20 protein-coding genes are annotated in these 25,992 nt (G+C 63.5%); 8 read left to right on the top strand and 12 right to left on the bottom strand.

The genetic code is table 11. The features are described from left to right. Positions 1-88 precede the first annotated feature (88 nt). Complete coding sequence (locus BMX61_RS21180) at positions 89-1,009, bottom strand: NAD-dependent epimerase/dehydratase family protein (protein WP_075625573.1); 921 nt, start codon at positions 1,007-1,009, stop codon at positions 89-91. A gap of 190 nt (positions 1,010-1,199) precedes the next feature. Between BMX61_RS21180 and BMX61_RS21175 the strand changes: the two genes are divergently transcribed. Further along, on the top strand, positions 1,200-1,496 hold the full coding sequence (locus BMX61_RS21175; protein WP_075625593.1) for a hypothetical protein: 297 nt from the start codon (positions 1,200-1,202) through the stop codon (positions 1,494-1,496). Positions 1,497-1,520: 24 nt separating this feature from the next. Here the strand turns inward: BMX61_RS21175 and BMX61_RS21170 are convergent, their stop codons facing one another. Continuing rightward, positions 1,521-2,438 (bottom strand): LysR family transcriptional regulator, encoded by a 918-nt coding sequence (locus BMX61_RS21170; protein WP_075625572.1) that lies wholly within the window; start codon positions 2,436-2,438, stop codon positions 1,521-1,523. Between the two features lie 117 nt (positions 2,439-2,555). Between BMX61_RS21170 and BMX61_RS21165 the strand changes: the two genes are divergently transcribed. Then, positions 2,556-3,434: an aldo/keto reductase family oxidoreductase gene (locus BMX61_RS21165; RefSeq protein ID WP_075625571.1), complete on the top strand. Its 879-nt coding sequence runs from the start codon at positions 2,556-2,558 to the stop codon at positions 3,432-3,434. A gap of 641 nt (positions 3,435-4,075) precedes the next feature. Beyond that, positions 4,076-4,810, top strand: coding sequence for an SDR family NAD(P)-dependent oxidoreductase (locus BMX61_RS21155; protein WP_075625569.1), 735 nt, complete (start codon positions 4,076-4,078; stop codon positions 4,808-4,810). A 158-nt stretch (positions 4,811-4,968) separates the two neighbouring features. On the opposite strand, the gene BMX61_RS21150 is transcribed toward BMX61_RS21155, so the two are convergent. The 4 genes from BMX61_RS21150 to BMX61_RS21135 all read right to left on the bottom strand — a co-directional run bounded on the left by BMX61_RS21150 (position 4,969) and on the right by BMX61_RS21135 (position 8,956). Continuing rightward, entirely contained in the window at positions 4,969-5,829 is an 861-nt protein-coding gene (locus tag BMX61_RS21150; RefSeq protein WP_407703811.1) for an ABC transporter permease subunit, read from the bottom strand. Further along, the gene (locus BMX61_RS21145) at positions 5,826-6,614 is read right to left on the bottom strand and encodes a taurine ABC transporter ATP-binding protein (RefSeq protein WP_075625568.1); all 789 of its coding nucleotides are present in this window, start codon (positions 6,612-6,614) and stop codon (positions 5,826-5,828) included. The genes BMX61_RS21150 and BMX61_RS21145 overlap by 4 nt, the downstream gene beginning before the upstream one ends. 73 nt (positions 6,615-6,687) lie before the next feature. After that, positions 6,688-7,695, bottom strand: coding sequence for a taurine ABC transporter substrate-binding protein (gene tauA, locus BMX61_RS21140; RefSeq protein ID WP_075625567.1), 1,008 nt, complete (start codon positions 7,693-7,695; stop codon positions 6,688-6,690). A 217-nt stretch (positions 7,696-7,912) separates the two neighbouring features. Beyond that, positions 7,913-8,956: a substrate-binding domain-containing protein gene (locus BMX61_RS21135; RefSeq protein ID WP_075625566.1), complete on the bottom strand. Its 1,044-nt coding sequence runs from the start codon at positions 8,954-8,956 to the stop codon at positions 7,913-7,915. 383 nt (positions 8,957-9,339) lie between these two features. Between BMX61_RS21135 and BMX61_RS21130 the strand changes: the two genes are divergently transcribed. Both BMX61_RS21130 and BMX61_RS21125 read left to right on the top strand, forming a co-directional pair. Beyond that, positions 9,340-10,836 carry a sugar ABC transporter ATP-binding protein gene (locus BMX61_RS21130; protein WP_075625565.1) on the top strand — a complete coding sequence of 499 codons (1,497 nt, stop codon included), beginning with the start codon at positions 9,340-9,342 and terminating at the stop codon, positions 10,834-10,836. Next, positions 10,836-11,888 (top strand): ABC transporter permease, encoded by a 1,053-nt coding sequence (locus BMX61_RS21125; RefSeq protein ID WP_083639189.1) that lies wholly within the window; start codon positions 10,836-10,838, stop codon positions 11,886-11,888. The genes BMX61_RS21130 and BMX61_RS21125 overlap by 1 nt, the downstream gene beginning before the upstream one ends. Before the next feature lie 15 nt (positions 11,889-11,903). Here BMX61_RS21125 and BMX61_RS25415 read toward each other — a convergent pair whose 3' ends face one another. From BMX61_RS25415 to BMX61_RS21095, 6 genes are all read right to left on the bottom strand, one after another. Beyond that, on the bottom strand, positions 11,904-14,213 hold the full coding sequence (locus BMX61_RS25415) for a methyl-accepting chemotaxis protein (RefSeq protein WP_324610599.1): 2,310 nt from the start codon (positions 14,211-14,213) through the stop codon (positions 11,904-11,906). Positions 14,214-14,482: 269 nt separating this feature from the next. Continuing rightward, entirely contained in the window at positions 14,483-15,130 is a 648-nt protein-coding gene (locus BMX61_RS21115) for a 4'-phosphopantetheinyl transferase superfamily protein (RefSeq protein ID WP_075625563.1), read from the bottom strand. Further along, entirely contained in the window at positions 15,127-19,149 is a 4,023-nt protein-coding gene (locus BMX61_RS21110; RefSeq protein ID WP_075625562.1) for a Pls/PosA family non-ribosomal peptide synthetase, read from the bottom strand. Before BMX61_RS21110 ends, BMX61_RS21115 begins: the two co-directional genes overlap by 4 nt. Before the next feature lie 414 nt (positions 19,150-19,563). Continuing rightward, positions 19,564-19,791, bottom strand: a complete 228-nt coding sequence (locus tag BMX61_RS21105; protein WP_075625561.1) for a hypothetical protein — start codon at positions 19,789-19,791, stop codon at positions 19,564-19,566. A gap of 112 nt (positions 19,792-19,903) precedes the next feature. Further along, a complete protein-coding gene (locus BMX61_RS21100; protein WP_075625560.1) occupies positions 19,904-21,187 on the bottom strand; it encodes a D-tagatose-bisphosphate aldolase, class II, non-catalytic subunit in 1,284 nt (427 codons plus the stop codon). A gap of 120 nt (positions 21,188-21,307) precedes the next feature. Then, positions 21,308-22,291, bottom strand: coding sequence for a tagatose kinase (locus BMX61_RS21095; protein ID WP_075625559.1), 984 nt, complete (start codon positions 22,289-22,291; stop codon positions 21,308-21,310). Between the two features lie 339 nt (positions 22,292-22,630). Between BMX61_RS21095 and BMX61_RS21090 the strand changes: the two genes are divergently transcribed. The 3 genes from BMX61_RS21090 to BMX61_RS21080 all read left to right on the top strand — a co-directional run bounded on the left by BMX61_RS21090 (position 22,631) and on the right by BMX61_RS21080 (position 25,838). Beyond that, positions 22,631-23,944 carry an ABC transporter substrate-binding protein gene (locus BMX61_RS21090; RefSeq protein ID WP_075625558.1) on the top strand — a complete coding sequence of 438 codons (1,314 nt, stop codon included), beginning with the start codon at positions 22,631-22,633 and terminating at the stop codon, positions 23,942-23,944. A 98-nt stretch (positions 23,945-24,042) separates the two neighbouring features. Beyond that, positions 24,043-24,813: an L-iditol 2-dehydrogenase gene (locus BMX61_RS21085; RefSeq protein ID WP_075625557.1), complete on the top strand. Its 771-nt coding sequence runs from the start codon at positions 24,043-24,045 to the stop codon at positions 24,811-24,813. Between the two features lie 14 nt (positions 24,814-24,827). Beyond that, on the top strand, positions 24,828-25,838 hold the full coding sequence (locus BMX61_RS21080; RefSeq protein ID WP_075625556.1) for a zinc-dependent alcohol dehydrogenase family protein: 1,011 nt from the start codon (positions 24,828-24,830) through the stop codon (positions 25,836-25,838). Positions 25,839-25,992 lie beyond the last annotated feature (154 nt).

Here is a 25,992-nt window from a genome sequence, read left to right as displayed (position 1 = left end):
CCGCCGTCTTGACAGGGAAAATTCCGCGCCCGCCCTTTCATGCAGCCGCCGAGCAAGACCCGGCAACTGCTGCAGACAAAGCACAAGCCTATCGATCGGCCCCGGCTTGAGGCACGTAGCGTCGCCAGTCATGTTCTTCGCGAAAGCCCAGGACTTCTCGAATCTTGGCGTTGCTGATCGGTGCAGCGAAACCATCGAGCGGTTCGGCGATCGGACTGTTCGGCGCATATTTGGCGAGAAAATCGCGGGTCGGCTCCAGCGCCGTAATCGTGTCGTTCACCGCATTGAAGACCTGAAAGCCCAGGCCGTCTTTATCAATGCAGAGATCGACGATCTGGCCGAGATCGCGCGCGTCGATATAGCTCCAGGCATTGCGCTTGCGCGAGGGCGGATCGGCCAGGAAGCGGGGGAAGTTGGCATAATCGTCCGGCGAGATGACATTGCCGATGCGCAGCGCATAAATGTCGGCGCCCGTGCGCATGGCGAAGGCACGCGCCGTTTTCTCATTCACCACCTTGGATAGACCATAACTGTCCATCGGGTCGACATCATAATCTTCTGTCAGCGGAAACTGATGGAAATCCTTGTCGCCCTCGGCGAAGCAGACGCCATAGGTCGTCTCGCTGGAGGCAATGATGATCTTGCGGATGCCGAGTTTCACCGCCGCCTCGATGACATTGTAGGTCGAGAGCGTGTTGGCGGCGAATGTGGCGTTATCGGGCTTCAGCAGAATGCGCGGCACGGCGGCGAAATGCACGACGGCATCCACAGGTGCCGGACCCTTGCCCGTTTCGAGCCCGGCAAAGTCGAAATGCATCGACAAAGCGTTGAAGACCTGACCGCTGTCTGTCAGGTCGGTTACGAGGGTGTTGACCCCAGGGCAGTCGAGCGGCACCAGATCGAGGTTGAAGATCTCGTGGCCCCTGTCACGCAGATAGGGCACGACATCGCGCCCCGCCTTGCCGCTGCCGCCGGTGAAGACGATTCTCTTGCCGGGTTTCTTGTCCATAGGTGTGCCTCCCTCTCATGATCTCGAACCGATATGCACAGCATGACGGATTTTTCGAGAGGGGAAATTTGTAAAAGCCGGAAACGCCCTGCTCCCGCGCCCCTCTCTTGATCAGCAACATCTTTGTGATCGATCTCACATGGAAAAGCGGTCCTGGGTTTCCCATGTCGTGAGCAAACAGGAGATCTTGATGTCGGAATTCATCGCCACGCTTTTCGCGCTTTTTGTTCTCAACCCGCTTCAGGCTGAAATTGGCGACCGGCTTCAAGGCATGGCGGCCGGTGATGTGATCGGCGCCGGCCGGGCTTGCGTGGCGGCGGAAGGCCCGCGATTGCTCGAACGGGCGCAGGCCAACTGGGGCTGGGCGGCTGCGCACGCCATCGGCGTGTCCTTCGGCGTGGTCGATCCGATCAATCTGCTGACGGGCGACAATGCCGACTGCCGCCGCGTGCTGGCGCTGCTGAAGCAGGGCGATGGCGAGGCCTGATCGGCGCTCGCACATGTTTGCGCCTCATGCCGGCCAGGGATGGGCGCGAACGAAATCGATAAAGGCGCGCAGGGGCGCCGGCACCAGCCGGCGACCGGGATAATAGAGGAAGGGGCCGGAAAAGACCTGCCACCAGTCCTCAAGCACCGGAACCAGTGCGCCACTGTCGAAATAAGGCTGCAGCCAATCTTCAAAGAGCGCGACGATCCCCGTGCCCGCGACGGCTGCGGCCACACCGAGATCCGTGCCCGTGCCGTTCTGCACCAGAAGCTGACCGGGCGGATCAACACGCAGCACCTCGCCCTCCCGCTCGAATTCCCAGGTTTCGACCGGCCGGCCGGCGAAACGGCCGCGAATGCAGGCATGGTTCAGCAGATCGCGCGGATGCTCGGGACGGCCATGCAGGTCAAGATAAGCGGGCGCGGCAGCGATGGCGAAGCGCTGCCTGCGCGGGCCGATCGGCACGGCGATCATATCCAGCTCCAGCCGCTCGTCGTAGCGAATGCCGGCATCGCAGCCGGCGGCCAGAATATCGACGAAGCGCTCATCGGTCACCACCTCCAGCCGGATCTCGGGATAGGCCGCGAGAAACGGCGGCACGATCTGTGGCAGGATCAGCCGCGCGGCGCTGATCGGCACGTTGAGGCTGAGCGTGCCGGCAGGCTTGCCGCCTGAATCGCGCACCAGATCCACTGCCGCCTGGATCTCGCGGAAGGCTGGCGTCAAACGGTCGATCAGGCTGAGGCCGGCCTGTGTCGGCACGACGCTGCGTGTGGTGCGGTTCAAGAGACGGACGCCCAGTTCGTCCTCAAGCCGACGGACAGCATCGCTCAAGGCCGAAGCGCTCATCCGGCTGGCGCGCGCGGCCTCGCGAAAACCACCAGTGCGCGCCACGAGAAGAAAGGCGCCCATGTCTTCCATGTCAGGCCGCGTCTGACCCATGGCTGGTCACCCTCCCGATTGTACGCTGCAGCGGACAGGCTGTGCGGATTGCAGGCGCTTATCGCCATAATGCGAATGCCCTATCTCGGATCCATGTTCAAGACAGGAGGCACATCCATGGCAAATCTTCACCAATCCGGAACCTACAGGCTCGGCCATCGCGACGTGACGCGCATTGGCTATGGGGCCATGCAGCTGGCTGGCCGAGGCGTCTTCGGCCCACCGAAGGATCGGGCGGAAGCCATCGCCGTCCTGCGCGAAGCCGTCGAAAGCGGCGTCGATCATATCGACACCAGCGATTTCTATGGCCCGCACGTCACCAATCAGATCATCAAGGAGGCCCTGCACCCTTATGGCGAAAACCTTGTGATCGTCACCAAGATCGGTGCGACACGCGGGGACGACGCCTCCTGGAACCCGGCTTTTTCCAAGGCGGAGCTGACGCAGGCCGTGCATGACAATCTGCGCAATCTCGGCCTCGATATGCTCGAGGTCGTCAATCTGCGCGCCATGTTCGATGTTCACGGCCCGGCGGAAGGCTCTTTGGAAGAGCCACTCAGCATTTTGGCCGAGCTTCAGCAGCAGGGTCTGGTCCGCCATATCGGCCTTTCGAACGTCACCGCGAAGCAGATTGCGGATGGGCGCAAGATCGCCGAGATCGCCTGCGTGCAAAACCAGTACAATCTGGCCAATCGCAGCGATGATGCGCTGATCGACCAGCTGGCCCGCGAAGGCGTGCCCTATGTGCCGTTCTTCCCGCTCGGCGGCTTTTCACCGCTGCAATCGGCGACGCTGTCGGATGTCGCCGCACGGTTGGGTGCGACACCGCTGCAGCTGGCGCTCGCGTGGCTTTTGAAGCGGTCGCCGAATATTCTCCTGATCCCCGGCACATCCTCGCGCGCGCATCTGCGCGAAAACCTTGCCGTGGCCGATATCGCGCTGTCCGCGGAGGATCTGGCCGAACTCGACTCGATCGGCACGCCCGCTTCGGCTTGAAGCATACCTGTCCGCAACAAGGCAGCGCTGGGCGAGCAGACGCTCGCTCATCGCTGCCCTGACGAAAGCCTCTATCTAATGCTGTGCCGTTGACCGGACGAGTATTTCGTTGGTGTCCATGTTGGCTGACGGGGCAATGGCGCAGGCGATGACGGAGGCGAAATTCCCCTCGGGGAATGGCGACCGAAGCGTCGAAATGCTGCCTGCTCTTTGCCGCCTGGGCTTCTGTGATGCTGCGCGGCAGCTCCGGTCCCACCGCGCCACTGCTGCGCCGAGCCCGCTGCTCGCCCCTTTTATCACCACCATCTTGCCGTCTATCTCGTCCATCATGTTCCACTCACCTGTCATCGCTGAGCAGGGCAGCCGGGCGCCGACTGCGGCCAAATGCCTCTGTCTGTAGCATTGGCGCCCCCTATCTTTTGCCTCGGCATGAGGCGGAGGATGGTGCCCCTGCAGGGCGGCATGATCTGGGCCCACCCAGTGAGGCCCCATTGGGTTGCTCCCAACCAGCGCGCCTGGTTCTGTGGGATCGGCGATGTTATCCCGCTCAATCGCGACGAACCGTGCGTCGTTTTATTTCAGAGACTTTGCAAACAAGGCTGAGGCACTTAAATGAGCGCCAGCACGTGAGGAGATCGACCATGGCCCAACCCACCATGCTCTTGACAGGCGCCAGCCGCGGTATCGGTCATGCCACCGTCAAGCTCTTCCAGGAGAAAGGCTGGCGGCTTCTGACCGTTTCGCGCCAGCCGGTGTCGGAGGACTGTCTCTGGCCGATGGCGCGCGAAAGCCATATCCAGGCCGACCTTTCCGATCTCGACCAGATCGACAGGCTGGTGGCGACGGTGCGCGAACGCCTACCGGACGGCGCCCTGCATGCGCTGGTCAACAATGCGGGGATTTCGCCCAAGGGACCGGACGGCGCCCGTCTCGGAGTGACGGAAAGCGACGCCGAAACCTGGACCCGGGTGCTCAATGTCAATCTCGTTTCGACCGCGCTTCTGGCCCGTGCGCTGCTGTCGGAGCTGGAAGCGGCGGGCGGCTCGATCGTCAATGTCACCTCGATTGCCGGATCGCGCGTCCATCCCTTTGCCGGCGTCGCCTATGCCGCATCCAAGGCCGGGCTGGCCGCGCTGACGCGTGAACTGGCGCATGAATTCGGCCCACGCGGCGTGCGCGCCAATGCGATTGCGCCAGGTGAGATCGCCACCTCGATCCTCTCGCCAGGGACGGATGATCTGGTGGAGGCCGCCGTGCCGCTGAAACGCCTGGGCACACCGGAAGAGGTGGCCGATATCATCCACTTCCTCTGCAGCGAGCGCTCCGCCTACATCAATGGCGCCGAGATTCACATCAATGGCGGCCAACATGTCTGAGCAGGGAGGCCGGCGTCTCGTCTCTCGCTGAAGCCGATCTGCATTTCGGCAGGAGTGAAACGGGCCGGCTTTAAACCGCGACGGCCAAGAGCGAACGCCTTTTCGCGGCAGGATGATACGCCGCCGGCGCTTGAGCAACCAGCGGCGTATGGGCTGCGTCAGTCCCGACCCTTCCACGGCACGAGCCAGCGCTCCGCCAGGCGCACGGCCAGGCCGAAGCCGAAGGCGCAGAGCGAAATGATGGCGATGCCGACGAAGACCACGTCGGTCGCCAGGAATTGCGCGGCCGACATGATGAGATAGCCGATGCCCCGCGTGGAAGCGATCAGCTCCGCGGCAACGAGCGTGCTCCAGCCGACGCCGAAGGCGATGCGGATGCCGGTAAGGATTTCCGGCAGTGCGCTCGGCAGCACGATGTGGAGAAAGAGCTGCCAGCGCGAGGCGCCAAGCGCGCGCGCCGCATTGGCGCGTTCCAACGACACGGAGCGCACGCCCGCTTGGGCGGAAAGACAGATCGGCGCAAACATGGCAAGGAACAGAAGCGCGATCTTGGAGGCTTCGCCGATGCCGAGCCAGATGATCATCAGCGGCAGATAGGCAAGCGGTGGCAGCGGCCAGTAGAATTCGATCGGCGTATCGAGGATGCCCTTGACCCAGCGGTTGAGCCCCATCGCCAGGCCGATGGGAATTGCAGTGGCAATGGCAAGCAGCGACGCCGTGCCGATGCGCAGCAGGCTTGCGCCGATATGGGCGCCGAGCGAGGCGCCGGCATAGCCATTCTTATAGACCAGCACAAACTGATGGATGACCTCGCTCGGGCGCGGCAGGAAGAGGCTAGGAGTCAGCTGCAGCGCGGTCGCCGCCCACCAGGCAGCCAGGATGGCGCCGGCCGTCACCACACTGATGGCAAGCGTCGGCCTGCCGCTCATGCCAAGTCCGCGCATGCGCACGACGGCGGCACGCGCTCGGCGCGCTGGCCTCACGTCCGGATCGTGACGGTCGAGTTCGAGCGTGGTCATGCGGCAATCCCCTGATGATGGTCGCTGTGCAGAATCTGCCGGATTTCTTCCCGAAGGGCCGCAAAGGCCGGATCGAGGTGAATGCCGCGCACATCGCCCGTCTCGACATAGCGCTTGACGAAATCGAGCTCATAGCGCGCGACGACGCGGCCGGGACGCGGCGACATGACAATCAGCCGCGTGCCGAGGAACAGCGCCTCCTCGATCGAATGGGTGATGAAGAAGATCCGCTTGCCTGTGCGGTGCCAGACGGAGACGAGAAGCTCCTGCATCTGCTCCCGCGTCAGGCTGTCGAGCGCGCCGAAGGGCTCGTCCATCAGCAGAATATCCGGTTCGGTCGCCAAAGCCCGCGCGATGCCGACGCGCTGGCGCATGCCGCCGGATAGCTCATGCGGATGGCTTTCGGCAAAATCGGCTAGGCCGACCAAGCCGAGAAGCTCGCGCGCCCGCTCCCGCCGCGCCCGCTTCGGGATGCCGGCAAAGCGCAGGCCGAGCGCCACATTGTCGATGATGCTGGCCCAAGGCAGCAGCGTATCCTTCTGAAAGACCACGCCCCGGTCGGCGCCGGGCCCGTCAATCTCCCGGCCGTTCAGCGTGATCGACCCGTCGGATAGCGGCAGAAAGCCGGCGATGGTGTTGAGCAGCGTCGACTTTCCGCAGCCGGAGGCGCCGAGCGCCACGACGAAGGCGCCCTCTTCTATATCGAGATCCACACGGTCGAGCGCGTGAACCTGCCGGCCGTCGTGTCCCTCGAAGGTCACGGTGGCGTTTCTGATGCGCAGCATATCTCTTTCCCGATGCAGCAAGACCGCCGGTCCGAAGCGGGCCGGCGGTCGTTTTGGAGGATGATAAATGTGCTCAGTTCGTCGCCTGCAGTGCGACCGGCGTGACGAAGGCCGCATAACTCGGCAGAACCTCGGAGACCTTGCCCTGATCCTTCAGGAACTGCGCCGTCGCCTTCAGGATCTTGGCCGCGCCGGATGCCTCACCGCCGCCCAGCCAATCCTTGGAGGACTGCGCTTCCGGGGCCAGAAGGTTGAGATTGCCGAGCGCCGCGGCCTGCTGCTCCGCCGTGCCGCCGAGAAGGCCGGAAAGCGCCTTGGTGTTGTCGCTTGAAGGTCCCCAGGCTGCCTTGTCCGTCTTGAAAGAGGCGTAGTATTTGTTGATCACGCCGGCGAACTTGCTGAGGAATTCTCCATTGGCGTCGGCGAACTTGCCCGTTGCCACCCAGGCGGAGAAGGTCGGAGCGCCGCGCTCGGCGACCTCCTTTGACGTAATCAGTACCTTGCCGTTCTTCTTCAGCTCGGTCAGCGCCGGATCCCAGACGAAGCCGCCGTCAATATCGCCCCGGCCAAAGGCGGCGGCGATTTCAGGCTGCGGAATAGCCAGAACCTGCACATCGGCTTCCGTCAGGCCGAGCTGCTTGATCAACTGCAACAGCTGATAATGATCGGTGGATACAGGCGCGGCGGCGAGTTTCTTGCCTTTGAGGTCCTCAAGCTTCTCGATGCCTGAGCCATTGCGCACCACCAGCGCCTCATCGATGCCGGAGATCGAGGCAAGATAGAAGGCGCGCACATCCAGCCCGCGCGAGGTAGCCGCCGCAAAGGGGCTGGACCCGACATAGCCGACCTGCACATCGCCAGAGGCAATGGCTGCAAAGATCTCAGCGCCGGAATTGAACTTGCGGAAGTCGATGTCGTAACCGGTTGCCTTGGCGAATTCGCCGTTGGCGATGGCGACGGACGACGGCAGGGCATCGGTCTGATAGGCGACGACAACCTTCTTGTCGGCGGCCCCGGCCGACAGGGAGAACAGGCTTGCGCCCAGTGTCACGGCCGCGGCCGCAAGCAACGTCTTCAGCATGATATCAGCACCCTCTCGCAAAATGGATCAGACGGCCTATGGCCTCTCTGACAAACGATAGGGGATCTGCCGCCGCTTCATCAGCAAAATCTATCCATAGAGTAGACTATTTGGATAATAGTTTGCCGCATTCGGGATCAGGTCAGAGATTGCTCACAAAGGCAGAGGGCAACACCTCGTCCAAGGTGTCGCCCTCGAAAATTTGCGCAATCGGCTTTCAGAAAGCCGCAGCGGGAATCCAGCTCGCCGTCACCGCCGTGCTCGTGGAAAAGGCGGGGACTTTCTTGGCAAGCTCATCGATCGTGGTCACGCCGGCATCGCGCAACTGCTTCTGCGTGATCAATGCCGGTTCAACCACGATCTGGTGCGGTACCTGATCGCCTGCAATCTGCAGCGCCGCCGCGCGGATCGAGACAGCGCCGACGACGGACGGGTTGGTTGCGGCGGTTGCGACCCAAGGGCTGCCCTTTTCGGTGATTTCCTGGATGTCGGCCGTGGATACATCGGCCGAATAGATCTTTACCTTGTCCTGAATGCCGAGATCGGCAGCTGCGAGCTTCACGCCGCGCGCGAACTCGTCATAGGGCGCGAACACCACGGAAATATCCGGATTGGCGCGGAAGACCGCCTTGGCCTGATCGGCGGTCGCCGTCGCCGTGGTGTCGCTGACCGTGCCGAAACGCGCGGCTTCGACGATGCCGGGATTGGCGGCCTTCACCTTATCCCAGATCTCGTTTCGACGGTCGAGCGGGGCGAAGCCCGCCACATAGACATAGCCCGCCTTGAACGCCGTGCCGTTGTCCTTCAGCGCCTGATCCAGCGCCAGCTCGGCCAGGCGATGATCCGACTGTTCGACCTGGGGAATGGCGGGATTGTTCAGGTTGACATCGAAGGCGACGACCTTGATGCCCTTGTCCAGGGCCTGTTGCGCGACGTCGGCCAGCGCCTCCGGCTGGCCATGATCGATGACGATCGCCTTGACGCCGAGATTGATGGCCTGGAGCACCTGCTCGCGCTGCTGGGCCGCATCCTGCCGCCCCTGGAAAACCTGAAGATCGATGCCGAGTGCCTTGGCCTGCGCCTCGGCGCCCGCCTGATAAGCCTGAAAGAAGTCTCCGGCGGAGATGTAGCCGATCAAGGCGATCTTCACCCCGCCTTTGTCGAAGGGCGCGGGAGCGCCGGCGATACCGCCTGCGAGAGCCGAGCTTGCGAGGAGCAGAGCCGGTGCGAAAAGCGTGGCAAGACGAAGCGTGGTTGGCATGGACTTCCCTTTCATGGATAGGACCGTGCTGCATCATCATCTAAATCCACGGATTTTATAGGATATGTTTTTGCCTCAAACGGCCCACTGCCGGAAATGGCTTTTCGATTGGGACGCCATGCGCAAAACGGGATGGCCCGCAGCAGAGCATCCCCTTCAGAGCCACGCTTGGCGGAAGCGACATCGTAGCCGGTCAGAGCAGGAACGAAATTCTACAAATTCTGTCGACAATGAAAGCCGCGTTCTTGTTGGTCGCCTTGGCGAAGGGCACCGTTAAGACAAGAATTCGAGATCTGCCGCAGGTCATGTGGGTGCGATGGGGGATGTGCGATAAGTTCTCCCGGCCGCCACGTGCCCGCGACCCTGTCCACGAGAACGTCCGCATGCTGCTTTCCATCGAGGGGCTCTCGCGCGCTTTCGGCTCCACCCAGGCACTCGACGCGGCTTCGCTGTCGATCAATCGGGGTGAGGTCGTTGCACTCATGGGGGCCAATGGCGCTGGCAAATCGACGTTGGTGAAGATTCTGGCAGGGCTGATCGAAGCCGATGCCGGCAGCATTTACTTCGATGGCAGGCCCTATCACGCCAAGAGCCCCGCCGAGGCTGCCGCCCGGGGAATCGTCACCGTGCATCAGTCCACGGATGTCATCGGCATTCCCGGCATGACCGTTGCCGATGCGCTGTTGCTCGATCAATTTGCCGACGGCCGCCAGCCCTTCTTCCTGTCGCATCGCAGCCTGCGACGACGAGCGGCGGCGATTCTATCCGACGTGGGGTTCGACCTCCCCTTGGACCGCGATTTTTCGGAGCTCGGAACGGCAGATCGGCAGCTGGTCGCCATTGCGCGCGCGTTGTCCAACCAGGCCAAGCTCCTGATCCTGGACGAACCGACGGCCAGCCTTTCGGCGCGGGAAGCGGAGCGCTTCTACCAGATGGTGCGCGGGCTGAAGGCGCGCGGCATCGCGGTGCTCTATATTTCTCACCGCACGGCGGATCTCCAGGCTCTTGCCGACCGAGTGGTCGTTCTGCGCGGTGGCCGGGTGGTGGCGCAGCAGGCACGGCCCATCGACCTGGTGAAGGCGATCGAAACGATGATCGGGCGCCCCCTGAGCCTGGTCCATCCGCAGCGGCGAACCGTTCCGGGCAGGCCGGTGCTGCACTTGTCTGGGGTCAGGATCTTCAATGACACGCCAGCCTTCGACCTCACCCTGCGTGAGGGGGAGGTGGTGGCGCTGACGGGTGTTCTGGGGGCCGGCAAGAGCCGGCTCCTGTCCCTTCTGTTCGGGCTCGGCCGCTTCGCCAGTGGCCGTGCGGTGCTCGATGGCGCTGCCTATGCGCCATCCGGTCCGGCCGAGGCCATCGCGCGCGGCGTCGTCCTGGCCGGGGAAGACCGCCATCGCGCCTCCTTCATCCCTGCCGGCTGGCCGGGCGAAAGCATCGCCTCGACCATCAGCCTTCCCTATCTGCGCCGCTGGCATCCGCACGGCATCCTGCGCGAACGCCGCGAGCAGGCAGCGGCGACAGACGCCATCGCGCGGCTCGGGATCAAGGCCACGGGTCCGGCCGCATCCGTCTGGTCGCTCTCAGGCGGCAATCAGCAAAAGGTCGTTTTGGCGCGCTGGGATGCCGAGCCGAGTCGCCTGCTGATGCTGGACGAGCCCTTCCAAGGCGTCGATGTCGGTGCGCGCCAGGACATCATCGCCGCCCTGCGCAGCCGCACGGATCGCGCCACGCTGCTGGCCACTTCCGATCCGGAAGAAGCGCTAGAGGTGGCGGATCGCGTGATCGTCATCGACCGCCACCGGCTGCTCGAACAAACGCCGCCGGATCGCCGGACAAACAGCACGCTGATCGGCGCGCGCCATGAGGAACTTGCCTGATGACCGATAGCACAGCGCCGATCAATACGCGTCGCGATCCACATGCCCTTGCCGATGCGCTACCGCTTGCCGCGCAACTGCGCGACGGCCTGCGCCGAGGCGTCGTCTTCCTGCTGCTCGCGGCGCTGGTGCTGATCTTCTCCGTGCTCCAGCCCGCCTTCCTCACCCTCGCCAATGCCATGAGCATCCTCCAGGCAGTGGCCGTGGTCGCCATCATCGGCACCGGCGTCACCGTCACGCTGGCCGTCGGAGGGTTCGATCTGTCCGTGGGAGCGGTCGCTGCCTCCAGCGTGATGGCCGCCAGCTATGCGATGATCGTGCTTGACCTCGGGGCCTTTGCCACAGTCGCCCTGGTTCTCGCCTTCGGCATTGTCGTCGGCCTGTTCAATGCCTTGCTGATCGTGCGGCTGAAAGTGCCCGATCTGCTGGCAACGCTGTCCACCATGTTTCTGCTCACTGGTCTTCAACTCATTCCGACGGCCGGGCGCTCAATTTCCGCCGGGCTGATCCTGCCGGATGGCAGCAAGGCGACGGGAAAGGTGGATCCATTGTTTCTCGCGATCGGTCGCTCCAGCCTGTTTGAGACGCTGCCCTTGCCGGTGCTGCTGATGATCCTCGTGGCCATCGTCCTGTTCGTCTTGACCGAGCGCACCCGCTTCGGCCGGCTGCTCTTCGCCACGGGTGGAAACGAGACCGCAACGCGGCTTGCCGGCGCGCCGGTCGAGCGGCTGCGGGGCTTTGCCTATGTCCTGTCCGCCAGTCTTGCAGCACTGGGCGGCATCATCGTGGCGGCCCGTATCGGCCGCGGCGATGTCTCTTCCGGCGCCTCGCTGCTGATGGATTCGGTTGCCGCCTCGCTGATCGGCTTTGCCGTGCGGGGCTTGCGCCGACCGAATGTCGGCGGCACCATCGTCGGCGCCGTCTTCGTCGGTGTGCTGCTCAACGGGCTGACCATGCTGAATGCGCCCTATTACACCCAGGATTTCATCAAGGGCGCCGTCCTCGTCAGCGCGCTGGCGCTAACCTACGGCATCAACAGAAAAATGCGCTGACGCTGCGGGACAGGCTCAGAACTCCTCCCAGCTGTCGCTCTTCAGCGCCGTATTGCCTAACACGGCGTGGCGTACGCGGTTGACCAACTGCCGTGCAGGTGAAGGCGCGGCAGCCGCCTTTGCCGCGGGAGAAGGCGGCCGAGCGGTCTCGGCTGCCGTCTGGCCCACAGCGAAACCCTTGCCAGTCTCGAAGCGCCCGACAAGTGTGAAGAGAGCATCGGCCTCGCGCGCCAGTGCATGGCTGGCGGCGGTCGATTGCTCGACCATTGCGGCGTTCTGCTGCGTTCCCTGATCCATCTGCGAGACGGCGAGATTGATTTCCTTGATGCCGGTCGCCTGCTCGCGCGAGGCGTCGACGATCGAGAGGACGTTGGTGCTGATCTCCTTCACCTGCTCGACAATCTGGTTCAAAGCCCGGCCCGTTTCGCCGACGAGATCGACGCCATTCTTCACATGAGCGCCAGACTTGGCAATGAGGACCTTGATGTCCTTGGCAGCGGCAGCCGAGCGCTGGGCAAGTTCACGCACTTCCTGGGCGACGACGGCGAAGCCCTTGCCGGCTTCGCCGGCGCGCGCCGCCTCGACCCCGGCATTCAACGCCAGGAGGTTGGTCTGGAAGGCGATCTCGTCGATCACGCTGACGATGCTGGAGATTTCAGTGGAGGAGCTTTCGATCGCATTCATGGCGGTCACCGCGCGGGTAACGACGACGCCAGACTGTTCGGCGCTTTCGCGCGTGGCCTTTACCAGGCGGCCGGCTTCCTCGGCGCGGCGGGTGGTGTCGGCAACGGTTGTGGTGATCTGTTCCAGCGCGGCCGCCGTCTCCTCGACCGAGGCTGCCTGCTGCTCCGTGCGTTTGGACAGATCGTCGGCCGCCGAACGGATCTCGTTCGAACCGGCGGCAATCGCCGCCGCATTGCCGCTGACGTCGATCATCGCACCGTCCAGCCGCTCGATCGCGCCGTTGAAGTCGATGCGGATCTGGTCGAGCCGGGCGGCGAAGGCGGGATCGATGCGATAGTTGAGCTTGCCATTGGCCAGCGCCCCGAGGCCCGTCGCCAGATGATCGACGGCAAACTGGACCTCCGCAGCCTCCTGCGCCTGACGGCGTTCGCGCTCCAGCCGTTCCTGTTCGGAGCGCGATCTGTTGGTCTCGACCTCCGCTTCCAGCCGCAGGCGTTCCTGGGCATTGGCTTTGAAGACCGAAACCGAGCGCACCATGTCGCCGATCTCGCTACGGTCGGGCGCGACATCGAGCACGGCATCGGCTTGGCCCGAAGCCAGTTCCCGCATGCTGCGCACAATGCGGGTGACCGGGCGGGTAATGGAGCGCGTCACCACCGTGGCCAGCAGAGCGACAAGCGCCAGGAGCCCGAGCGAAGTGAGGACGGACATGAGGAGGCCGTTGTTCTGCGTCGCGGCCGTTTCGGAAGCAAAGCGGGTCAGCTCGGCTCCCACCTGGTCTTCCACGGTCTTCAAGGCGTTGATGCGGTTGGTCGACGCCTTGTACCAGTCCTCCCCCCGCACGCTGCTCATCGATCCGCCGAAGGGTTCCTGCAGGGCGACGGCGCGTTGGCTGTCCACCGTCTGGGCGGCCTCGCCTTTCAGCGCGTCATCCAACGCCGCACGGCCGGCTTGGTCGGCATAGGCGTTGAACTGCGCGAAATAGACCGACTGCATGGCGCCGAAGCGGACGAAATTCTGGTAGCCATCCGGCGTGAAATGTCCCGAAGCGAAGCCGGCGGTGCCCGCCGTTCGCTCCTGGCCTGCCCGCTCCTTGCCCTGAAGCAAGGCGGTAAAAGCGAGAATGCGGTTGGAGATCTGGCTGTTGCTGGTCAGCGTGCTCATCGAGTCGATCATGCCAATCAGGCTGGCAATCGTGCCTGCGAAGTATTTGGCGACATCGGGCACGCCAGCTTTCAGGCTCGAAATATCTTGACGCATCGTGGCCAGCGCATCGAGGTGGCTCTGGGCAACGCGCGCCATGTCGCCGAGCGGCCCATCCTGATATTCCTTTTCAAGACCCAATGCCTGATAGCGGGCAATCGCCGCGTCGGTCAGCTGGCGCTGCTGATCGACAAGGGCGCGAAATTCCCCCTGCCCCTTGGCGCCGATGAAGCCGGCAGAGGCGCCGCGCTCCTTCTGGATCTCATGCACCATGGCGCTGATCACCGGCGCGAAGGACGAGATCTCGGCTACTGCCCCGGCTTCGGACGAAACCCGGTACATCGAGATGGTCTTGTCCACTGCCATGCCCAGCAAAGCCAAGGTCGGAATAGCGGCCACAATGACGATGCGGCTGCCAATTTTCATATTGCCGATCATGTTGATCAAGGCTTTGCTCCGCTAGCGGTCTGAAGGCGGAGCATCGGTCCGCGTCCAATATTGCGTAAACATCGGACGCTTATGTAAGTGAAATCTATTGATACTTTATAAATATGCCTAGAATTTCACCAGTCTCATACCGACATGATGATTATCTGTGCAAATTCTTGCAAATGGCGCGCGCGGGATCTTGCCTTTCAAATGCTGCGCCCTAGTGCTGACGCGATGCGCGGCCTTCCACTTCAGGCACGCATCAGCGTAATCGGCTCTTACGCAGGCTCGATCACCGCTAGGACGACAAGGCGCGGCGCCAGGCAGACGAAGAGCTGGGTGTGCCGACCTGTGCTGGTGATGGCGCAGGTCTGTCGAAGATCGACGGTAATATCGGCGTAATCTAGCATGATGCCATCAAGCGGAAAGCACGCCTTGTAGACGGCCTCTTTGGCACTGAAGAGCACACGTGCAGCAAGGCCAGCCTCAACACCGTCGATCACATCCTCAGCTATGTGCACAAGCGCGGCGACCTCCGCCTCCAGCGGCGCCGCAGGCTCGACATCAATTCCAAGGGAGCGCACGCGCGCCTTTGGCGCGATCGCTGCCACGGCCATGGCCTCGTCATGGGCAAGCGAGCCGACAAAGCCCTCCGGCCAGACCGGCGCACCAGTGGGCGCGCGGCCGATGAAGGCCTCTCCCAGCCCCTCTGCCGCCAGAAGGGCGCGGGCCGTCGCGCGCGCCGCTCCGCTTGCCCGGCGTGCCGCAAGAGGCCGGGCTGCGAAGGCCTCGGCTTCCTCAGCGGTGAGCAGCCGCGCATCGTCGCTGCGGATCATCCGGCAGCCGAGCCTTATGCCGGGTGGTGCAAACAGGCCCAGCGCCTGCCGAAGCGCGGCCTCCTCGGCCGCGCCGTCCGTCTCGCTCACGCCACCGGCACCGGCTTGACGAAGCCATTGAGCTTGGCGGGGTTGCCGCCCCAGACCGAATTCGGCTCCAGGATCTCGCCCTTCATGACGAAGCTGTCCGTCTCCGCGATCGAGCCCTCACCCATCACCACGCCGTAATGGACGAAGGCGGCGGGGCTCAGCGTGCAGCCCTTGCCGATACGGATGTAGTCGGACTTGAAGGCGCCCTCTTCCAGCGAATGCGCCTGGATCACACAGCCTTCGTTGAGCGTCGCATCATCGCCGATCTCGACCAGCGAGCGCTCCGTCAGATTGGCGCCATCGTCGAAGACCCTGCGGCCGACCTTGACACCAAGCGCGCGCAGAATCATCGGCCGGAAGGGCGTGCCGCCGAAGAGCTGGACAATGGGCGAATCCGCCAGCTTCCAATGCCGCTCATGCCGCCAGAAATCGATATGATAGATCGTCGTCGTCAGCGGCTTGAGCGGGCGGAAGCCAAGGCTGGCGCGTTCCACTAGGATGAAGAGCGGGATGGTCAGCGCCGCCGTCAGCAGGAACTCGACAAACAGCGCGGTGGCACCCCATTCCGTATAATAGTTCAGCGCCCGATCGAGGATGGCGATGGCGGTGAACAAGGCCAGCCACTGGACCGCCAGGAACATGACGACGGTCAGCAGATTATGCACATTCTTGTGCGGCAACTGGGCGCGGCGGTCTTCGTCGCTGACGCCCTGGATCAGCTCCTTGTCCCGCTTGACCATGCGCGGGATTTCAAACGGCGGAGAGCCGAGCAGGCCGACATTTTCGCGCATTGGACCATCGATCGGCACCATCACCTTCGTGCCGAGCAGGACGTTATCGCCGGTGCGGCCGCCCGGCGGATAGAAGATGTTGTTGCCGAAGTAATTGCGCTCGCCGACCTTGGTATGCTCCAGCCGGAAGGTGGAGGCGGTCTTGTCGATATTGATCATGTAGAGGCCGTCGGACACCATGGTGCCCGAGCCGATCTCGCACAGAAGCGGATTGTCCTGCTGCTGGTTGCTGCCGAAATTCGATCCGGTCTGCACCACCGTGTTCAGGTTCCAGCCAAGCGCGCGGATATAGTGGACGACAGCCGAGCTGTCGCCGAAGAGCACGTTGAGCATGCGGATATTGGTGCAAGCCTCGACGATCGTCTGCAGCCAGTAGTGCAGCCCGTAGAGCCTGTAGGTGCGCCCCGGCTTCAGCACCATCCGGAAGAGGCGCGGCAGGCCGAGCGCGGCGGCAAGTGCGCCGAGGATCAGCACCAGGAGGGTGACCGTGGTGCCGATAGCGACCAGGCCGATCGTCTCTTCATAATCGTCGCTGACATTCTGCCAATAGGTATGGAAGAGCAGCGGCAAGGGCGCGACCAGCGCGAAAAGAACGACCAGTTGCAGGCTTTCGTAAAGAACCCGCCGCGCCTTCGAGAGCGTCACGTCAGGCACGTTGGTGTAGTTTGCCGTAGTCGGCACGGCGGGCGAACCATGCCAGTGCGCGTCGGTCGGGATCGACTGGCCGCGCTGCAGCGAGGACGCATGGCCAAGCTGGGCACGATCGCCCATTGAGGTGTCGATATCCACCACGCTGCCGACGCCGACAAAGGCATCGCGGCCGATCGTGATCGGGCCGACGTGGATCATCCCGGCGCGGGCGTGATAGCCGAGGATCAGCGATTCCTTGCGCAGGATCGAGTGATCGCCGACGGTGATCATATCAGTGCAGACGGGCACGGCGCGGCACTCGATGGCCACGCTGCGGCCAAGACGTGCACCGAGCAGGCGAAGATAGAGGCTGTAGAGCGGGCTGCCGCGGAAAAGCACCACCGGCGCGGAGCGGATCAAGGTTTTCACCAGCCAGAAGCGATAATAGCGCAGACCCCAGATGGGGAAGCTGCCGGCCTGCCAGCGGCCGATCAGCAGCCATTTCATCGCCACCGCGAAGCCGGACATGCCGAAGAAGACAGCCGCCGACAGGCCGGCACAGCGCAGATAGAGCTGCAACGGATTGTCCAGCGCATCATAGACCCAGTTGAGCCCGTTGTTGATCAGCCAGAGCGCGGCATAGGCATAGACGCCATAAAAGGCGAGCTGCCCGGCGCCGCAGCTCCAGTAAGCCAGATTGGAGGCGCGATGGGTAAGGCAAGGCTCTTCCGCCGCGGCCACGGCGTCTTCCGGCCCGCGCAGGTGCAGGGCAAGGCCCGCGATGGTCGGATGCAGATAGATGTCGCGCATCGAGGTGGTGGCCCAGCCCTTGCGCGTACGCAGGCGGGCGCAGAAGCGCGCCATTAGCAGCGAATTGGCACCGAGATCGTCGAAGAAATGATCCTCGACATAGACATCCATCTTCAGAACATCGCGCAGCGCCTCGGCCATGAAGCGTTCGTCATCGGTGGAGGGCAGGATTTCGCGCCGCGCGGTCTCCACGCGGTGGCTCGACGGCTTGGGCAGCTTGCGCAGGTCGATCTTGTCGGACACCGTCATCGGCAGGGCCGGCAGTTCCTCCAGGAAGGAGGGCACCATATAGTCCGGCAAGCGACCGCGCAGCGCCTGCGCCAGATCGGCGCGCGAGAGCGGCAGCACGCCCGACTTCAGTGCATAATAGCCCACGAGTTCGACCCGCCCCGGCTCGATTTCCCACGTCGTGACGGCGGCCTGGGCAATGCCCGGCTGGTCGAGCAGCGCGGCCTCGATCTCGCCGAGCTCGATGCGATAGCCGCGGATCTTCACCTGCATGTCGGTGCGGCCGTGATATTCGATCTCGCCATCGCCATTGATGTGACCGAGATCGCCCGTGCGATAGATGCGCTGAGATGGATTGTTCGACAGACCGATGAAATCGGGGATGAACTTCTCGGCGGTCAGGTCCGGCCGGTTGAGATAGCCAGCCGCCAGACCGATACCAGCAATGCCGATTTCGCCCATCTCGCCCGGCGCGGCCAGTCGCGGCGCCTCGGGGTCGAGAATGACGATGGAATAGGTTGGCAACGGCGTACCGATTGTGACCGGCCGTTCCGGCAACAGCGGCCCCATGGTGGCCGTCACCGTCGCTTCCGTCGGGCCATAGGTGTTGAGGATTTGCCTGCCCGGCCGCGACCAGCGCGCCACGAGGCTCTGCGGGCAAGCCTCGCCACCAACCAGAATGGTGCGAAGCGTCGGCACATCGCTTTCGATCGAGGAAAGCAGCGTCGGTGACGATGCCATGCAGGTGATGGCATTGGCACGCAGGAAATCGCTGAGTTCCTCGCCCACCAGCGTCATCTTGCCCGGGGCTGGAACCACGGTGGCGCCGGCAACGAAGGGGACCCAGATCTCCTCCGTCGAGAAATCGAAGGCAATCGTCATGCCCTGATAGACGCGGTCGCTCGTTCGGTAGCCATAGGCCTTGGCGGCGACACGCACGAAATTGCAGATGCTCTCATGGCGCACCGCCACGCCCTTCGGCCGGCCGGTGGTGCCCGATGTGTAGAGAATATAGCAAATGTCGTCACCGATGGCCGCGACATCGAGCGGGCCGTCGTCCTGGCCGGCCAAGGCCGCGCTTTCGGCCTCGATCACCAGATGCGGGACACCCAGGCCTTCGGCCCGGTCGGCATAATCGGCCGTGGTGACGACGAAGCCGACGCCGGCATCCTCGACGATCAGGGTCATCCGCTCGCGCGGAAAGGCGGGGGCGAGCGGCACATAGGCGGCGCCAGCCTTCATCACCGCGAGGATGGCGATATAGGTCTGCGCCGAACGATCAAGCAGCAGCGCGACGCGGCTTCCCGGCCGCACGCCCTCGGCGCGCAAACGTCTGGCGAAGCGGTTGGCCTGGGCATCGAGTTCGCGATAGCTCCAGCTGCGGCCGCCATCGATGACGGCGGTCGACGCGCCGTAGCTTTCGGCGAGCCGCTCGAAAAGGCCGCTGAGACGCTCGCCGGGCCGGCGGGGCCAGTCCGCATTGGCGCCGTGAAGGATCTGTTGAGGGGCGTGAGAAGGTGAAAGCGCCTGACCGTTTGCGGTCGCCGTGATCGTCTGCATCAAGAAGTTCCAGCTGTGCCATCCACGCGTACGCGCGGCCTGCCTGCTGACAGGCCGATCACGCGCGCGTGAGAATCAATATTAGCAGCCCTCTACTCGCAGTTTGTGTAGGATTGATGCAATATTCGCCGGGAGAGTGAATATTTTTTGCGCATAGCGGCAAGAGCTTGAGCATACGCTAACGCGCCAAAGGCGGCTTTTCCTAGGCGCTCAAGCGGTCGGAATCATTAAAAAAATGCAAGGTTGCCGCTGACGGCGAGAGGTGATCGAAATGGGTCACGGCATGTTTTATAGGCAATCGGCGTATGGGACGGACAGCCTTGGTCGCCCAGCCCGATGAGAGCAGACCGCTAACGGCCGCGATGCTCAAAGGCGCCTCAGCTCAGTGAAAAACACGCCATCGATCACGTTTTATCACGCGGATGGCCAGTCATTGGCGGGCTCGTCGCGCATCGGCGCATCGGGCGATGGCGGCGCATCCGCTGGCGGGCGACCACCCTGTTGACGCGAGACTTCAGCAGCGATCAGCGCCAGGACTTCCGGGCGCGATGTGCCCTCCGCCGTCAAGCGCTGAACAAGCGTCTCGACCGCCTCACGGACTGCGTCTGCCGCAGGGCTATCGATGTTGCCGCCTATGTCCATGGTCGTTCCCTTCCGCGCCTCATGCGGCGGAACAACGCAAGAAAGGAAAGCCGGTTCCGAATTCTGCATCGGCTTAGACAGTCAACGATGCTGGATTGCAGTGGACTGGCGCTTAGCGAGATATGCTATGAGCCGCCGTGGCTCTGGCATAGCTTGCGAGAACCTGGTCGACCGCTGTGATCAGAATCTCCTTCGCCGGCTGGCCTGCGATCGCGGCAAGCGGCAGGCCTCCGAGATATTGCCGGAGCAGCGGTTCGGGAATCACGACCCCATTGAGCGCGCCGATCAGCCGCGCAACGGCGCTTTCGGCATCCGGCCTGTTCCAGTAATAGCGGATGCGGTCGCTGTAGCTGTAATGACGCTGCAGCCGAAGCTGGGCGTCCGTGCCGTGATAATGCGCCTGCCAATCCGCAGGCTCCGCGCACATCAGCGCCTCCATGGCACTGGCAAGAGGCCTGTCGCCATAATCTCGAACAAGCTCGCCGGCAATCATGTCCAAGGCGTAGAGCGCCTCCCGATAGGCGAAAGTCAGGCCGGGGCCGACCTTGAGAATGGGATAGCCGTCACGGACCAGGGCTGCGAGCGCGGCGTCTGTCTGGTAGTCGGTGGAATGGGCCTCGAAGACGAGTTGCGGCTGGCGGGTGAGAACGGCGCTGAGCGCTGCGGCCTTGTCCGGCTGATAGGCCACGACATTGTCGCTGCCGAACTCAACGCCCGGCTGAACGACGAAGGCGATCACGCGGGCGAAGGCCTCTGCCAAGCCGGCTTCCTCGAAGATGGTCTTATGAATGGCGATGGTGGCTTCGGCGGCCTCGGGCGCCGTCGGCTCGACCACATCCAGCACATGGTCGGCGCCCCCGGGCACGGGCACTTCGGTTCCCAGAATATAGAGCGGCATCGGCAGGCCGGCCTCTCTGGCAGCCTTCTCGGCAATCGCCGCCAGCGCCGCCGCGCGGCGCGCTATCGTGTCATCGTCAAGCGCGGCGGGTTCGCCAGCGCAGCCCATGGAGGCATCGAGGTGGATCTTGGAAAAGCCGGCCTTCACATAGGCCTCGACCATGGCCGCCGCCTTTTGAAGCGCGCTGTCTGCCGGCTCCTTGCGCCAGGGATTGGGGCCGAGATGATCGCCACCAAACAGGATGCGATCGCGGCCAAGCCCTTCTTCCTCGGCGATCGTTTCGACGAACCGTACGAAATCGGCCGGCGTCATGCCCGTATAGCCGCCGAGATGATTGACCTGATTGCAGGTTGCCTCAATCAGTACCGGCTGGCCATCGAGACGGGCACGGCGGATGGCGGCGCGCAGCACCACGGGATGAGCCGAGCAGACGGAGGTGATACCGAAGGGCATGCCGGCGCTGCGGGCACTCGCGAGATCGGAAAGTAGGGAGGACATCGGGCTTCGCTTTGCGGGTAAAAGCATGTCGCGCCAGTGCCAGTGTGTGGCTTACGGAGACGACATGCGACGAACAGGCGCTTGAAACAGATGTGCGGGCCACAAGGGCCGCGCTGCGTTTCAAGCCGTGGCGGCGGATGCGGACATCAACTGATCGAGTTCGGCCAGGCTGCCGACGCCTTCCATCGGCCCCTGGCGGGTGACATTGCGCGCGCCGGCGGCGTTGCCGTAGGCGAGCGCCTGCGCCGGTGTCATGCCGAGGCGACGGCAGGTCAGGTAGGCGGCGCCGAAACAGTCGCCGGCACCGGTCGGGTCGATCTCCTCGACCACAAGGCCCGCTGCATCGATGCGGCCGTGCGCATGGCTGAAATGAGTGGAACCGGCCGCACCGCGCTTCAGCACCACCTCGCCGACGCCACCCTCCAACAGCGCCGCTACGGCCGCCTCTTCGGTCTCCTGTCCGGAGGCGACAAACAGTTCCTCGCCTGAAGGCAGCAGGAGATCGCAGACCGCCAGCATGTCATCGACCAGCCGGCGGCCCTCGGCCCCTCGCACCAGTTCCTTGCGCAGGTTCGGATCGAAGGAGACCGAGCCGCCCCGCGCCTTCACGCTGCCGATCGCATCGATCAGGATCCGCCCGACCCCCGGTATGGCGAAGGCCGAGCCCATGACATGAACATGGCCGGCTCGGGCGATCAGGGCTTGCGCCTTGTCGGTCATGGCCGTCTCGCCAGCGGCGGAGTGAGCGATGTTGAAGACGAAATCGCGCGCGCCATCGGCGCGGTAGCGCACGAAGGCGCTCCCCGTGGGCTTGTCCGGGATCACGGCAATGGCGGAGACATCGACGCCGTCGCCGGCAAGCCGTTCGACATTGAGTCGGCCGAAATCATCGTCTCCGACCGCGGCCACGATGCCAGCCGCGCCGCCGCAGCGGGCCACCTGGGAGATGAAGATGGCCGGCGCACCGCTGGCGAAGGGACCGATCAGCGGCTGCGGCGTCAGAAAGCCGTTGCCGATGCTCGTCGCCATGATCTCGACCAGGATTTCGCCGACGGTGATCGTCGGACCGAGCGCTTCCGGCGCGATTGCGCGCGCTGCCGCCATGTTTGCCTCCCGTGGCGCCTGAGCGCACTTCTGCGAGCCGGCAACGCGCCAGCGCTGGATCGGGCAGATAGACCCGCTGGAGAGGAACTTCAACATTATTTTTTACGCGCGTCAATTAATCTTGCGACGCAAAAAATTTTGGCGCTGCGAGAGCTCAATGCGGCACTGCACAGCAGATAAAGAACAATATCGTTATTTCTCAGATAATTAGTTCGAATGCACGCCGGTGTCTGCTCAACAAGGGCGAAGCTGGCTTGACAGGGACGCCGCGCCTGTTGAATAAAATCTTTACGCATGTAGACTTGTGCGTGAACATCCGTAAAGGAGGAGACGGATCCCATGAAGAAGTCCATCCAATTGCTGTCGGCGTCCGCGCTCGGTTTCGGCCTTCTGGCCGGCCTCGCGCAGGCCGAAGAGATCACCGTTGCCACCGTGAACAATGGCGACATGATCATCATGCAGAAACTGTCCAGTGCCTGGGAGAAGGAAACCGGCAACAAGATCAACTGGATCGTTCTGGAAGAAAACGTTCTGCGCGAGCGTGTCACGACCGACATCGCCACCAAGGGCGGCCAGTTCGACGTCATGACCATCGGCGGCTACGAAGCGCCGATCTGGGGCAAAGCCGGCTGGCTGACCTCGGTTGACGATCTCGGCGACGATTATGACTACGGCGACCTGCTGGATCCGATCAAGACCGGCCTGACGGTCGACGGCAAGCTCTATGCTGTGCCCTTCTATACGGAAAGCTCGTTCACGCTCTACCGCAAGGACCTGTTCGATGCGGCCGGCCTGAAGATGCCGGATCAGCCGACCTATGACCAGGTCAAGGAATTCGCCGCCAAGCTCACCGACAAGTCCAAGCAGCAATATGGCATCTGCCTGCGCGGTAAGCCGGGCTGGGGCGAGAACATGGCCTTCCTCGGCACCATGGTGAACACCTATGGCGGCCGCTGGTTCGACATGGACTGGAAGCCGCAGCTCACCACCGAGCCCTGGAAGAAGGCGATCGGCGACTATGTGAAGCTGATGCAGGAAAACGGCCCTCCGGGCGCCACCGCCAATGGCTTCAACGAGAACCAGTCGCTGTTCGCCACCGGCCATTGCGCCATGTGGATCGACGCCACCTCGGCTGCCGGCCGCGTCTACGACCCCAAGCAGAGCCAGGTGGCCGACAAGATCGCCTTCACCCGGGCACCTGTGAACGTCACGCCGAACGGCTCCAGCTGGTCCTGGTCGTGGAACCTGGCGATTCCCGCCACCACGCAGAAGGCCGCCACCGCCAAGTCCTTCCTGAAATGGGCGACGTCCAAGGACTATGTGAAGATGGTCGGCGCCAGCGAAGGCTGGGTTGCCGTGCCGCCGGGCACGCGCAAATCTACCTATGCCCTGCCGGAATATCAGAAGGCCGCACCGTTTGCCGCCACCGTTCTGCAGGCAATCATGTCGGCCGATCCGTCGAAGCCGACCAAGGACCCGGTGCCCTACACCGGCGTTCAGTTCGTTGCCATTCCGGAGTTCCAGTCGATCGGCACCGTTGTCGGTCAGCAGATCGGCGCAGCGCTTGCCGGACAGCAGACGGTGGACGCGGCGCTTGAGGCCGCCCAGTCGCAGGTCGAGCGCGAAGTCATGCGCGCCGGCTATATGAAGTAAGGGGCCTACGCGGCGCGCCCGGCGAATCTTTGCTGGGCGCGCCTGCCTACCCAACAGCATGAAGCGCGGCGCAAGACGCCGCAGCACGGGAGACCGAGATGAGACTGAAGGACAAGGTGGCCCTGATCACGGGCGGCGCGCGCGGTATCGGGCTTGGCTTTGCCGAAGCATTCGTCGCCGAAGGCGCCAAGGTGGTGATTGCCGACATTAACATCGAGCGCGCCAGCGAAGCGGCTGCCGGCATTGGCCCGGCTGCGACCGCAGTCAAGCTCGACGTCACGAGCGTGGCCGATATCGAGGCCTGCGTGAAGGCGGTCGACACCGATTTCGGCGGCATCGACATTCTCGTCAACAATGCCGCGATCTTCGACATGGCACCAATCAACGACATTTCCGAAGAGAGCTATCAGAAGGTTTTCGACGTCAATCTGAAGGGGCCGCTCTTCATGATGAAAGCCGTGTCCAACGTCATGATCGCGCGCAAGCGCGGCGGCAAGATCATCAATATGGCGAGCCAGGCCGGCCGGCGCGGCGAAGCGCTGGTCACCCTTTATTGCGCCTCCAAGGCGGCGATCATCTCGGCCACGCAGTCGGCCGCACTCGCGCTCGTCAAGCATGGCATCAATGTCAACGCGATCGCGCCCGGCGTGGTCGATGGCGAGCATTGGGATGTGGTCGACGCGCATTTCGCCAAATGGGAAGGCCTGAAGCCTGGCGAGAAGAAGGCGGCTGTTGCCCAGTCCGTACCGATCGGCCGCTTCGCTACACCCGCCGATATCAAGGGCCTCGCCGTTTTCCTCGCCTCCTCCGACAGCGATTACATCCTCGCCCAGACATACAATGTCGACGGCGGCAATTGGATGAGCTGAGAAAGGTTCTCGCCATGCAGGCGATCCGTTTCCTCGAAAAGGGCAAGGCCGAGCTTGGCCGCCTCGATCTCGGCCCGCTGCCGGCGGGCCATGTGCTGCTGCGGGTGAAGGCCGCAGGCCTCTGCCACACCGATATCGACGTGCTGCATGCCCGCTACGGCGATGGGGCCTTCCCCGTCATCCCCGGCCATGAATATGCCGGCGAGATCGAAGCTGTCGCGGCGGATGTGACCGGGTTCAAGCCCGGCGACCGCGTAGCCGTCGATCCGAACCTTCCTTGCGGCACCTGCCCCGCCTGCCGCAAGGGACTGACCAATCTTTGCCGCGATCTCAAGGCCTATGGCGTCTCCCACAATGGCGGCTTTGCCGAAATGAGCCTCGTCAAGGCCGGGCATCTGCACACCATCGGCGACATGCCCTATCCAACTGCCGCGCTTGCTGAGCCACTGGCCTGCGTTCTCAATGGGCTGCAGATCGCCGGGATCACCGAAGGTATGCGGCCGCATGAAAACGCTTTGGTCTTTGGCGCCGGCCCCATCGGCCTGCTTCTCGCGCTGTCGCTCAAGGCGCGCGGCGTGGAAACCGTGACCGTTGCCGACATCAATGAAAGCCGGCTGGGCTTTGCCGAACATCTCGGCTTGCAAGGCGCGGTCTCGGGATCGGAGGCGCTGACCCGGCAGGCCAAGGGTTTCGACCTCGTGGCCGACGCAACCGGCATCGCCAAGGTGGTGGAAGACATGATTGCGCTGGTTGCCGATGGCGGTACGGCACTGGTCTTCGGCGTGGCCGCGCCCGATGCGCGGATTGCGGTTTCGCCCTTCGAGATCTTCCGCCGGCAGCTGAAGCTCGTCGGCTCGCATTCCCTCAACCGGAATATTCCAGAAGCGCTGCGCATCCTGGCTCAGGACACAGGCGCGATGGCAAAGCTCGTGTCGCATCAGCTGCCGCTGGCCGAGATGCTGCCCTTCTTTACGCGCAAGCCAACGGACCCCGCGACCATGAAGGTGCAGTACGTCGCCGCCTGACCCGTCAGGATCAGGCGATCCTCCTCTGGGCTGATGAAATCGAATTGGGGATGACGCGCGCAGCGCGGCAGCCCTTTTCTTGCACGGCCGTTTCCGGCATTTTAGCAAGTGATGGGCCATGGAGTTGGCACGGTTCATGGGGGAGTGCCCCGGG

This window comes from Xaviernesmea oryzae, assembly GCF_900109605.1.
GTDB lineage: Bacteria > Pseudomonadota > Alphaproteobacteria > Rhizobiales > Rhizobiaceae > Xaviernesmea > Xaviernesmea oryzae.
The sequence above is the reverse complement of the archived record's forward strand: the minus strand, read 5'-3'. Positions and strand labels throughout refer to the sequence as shown.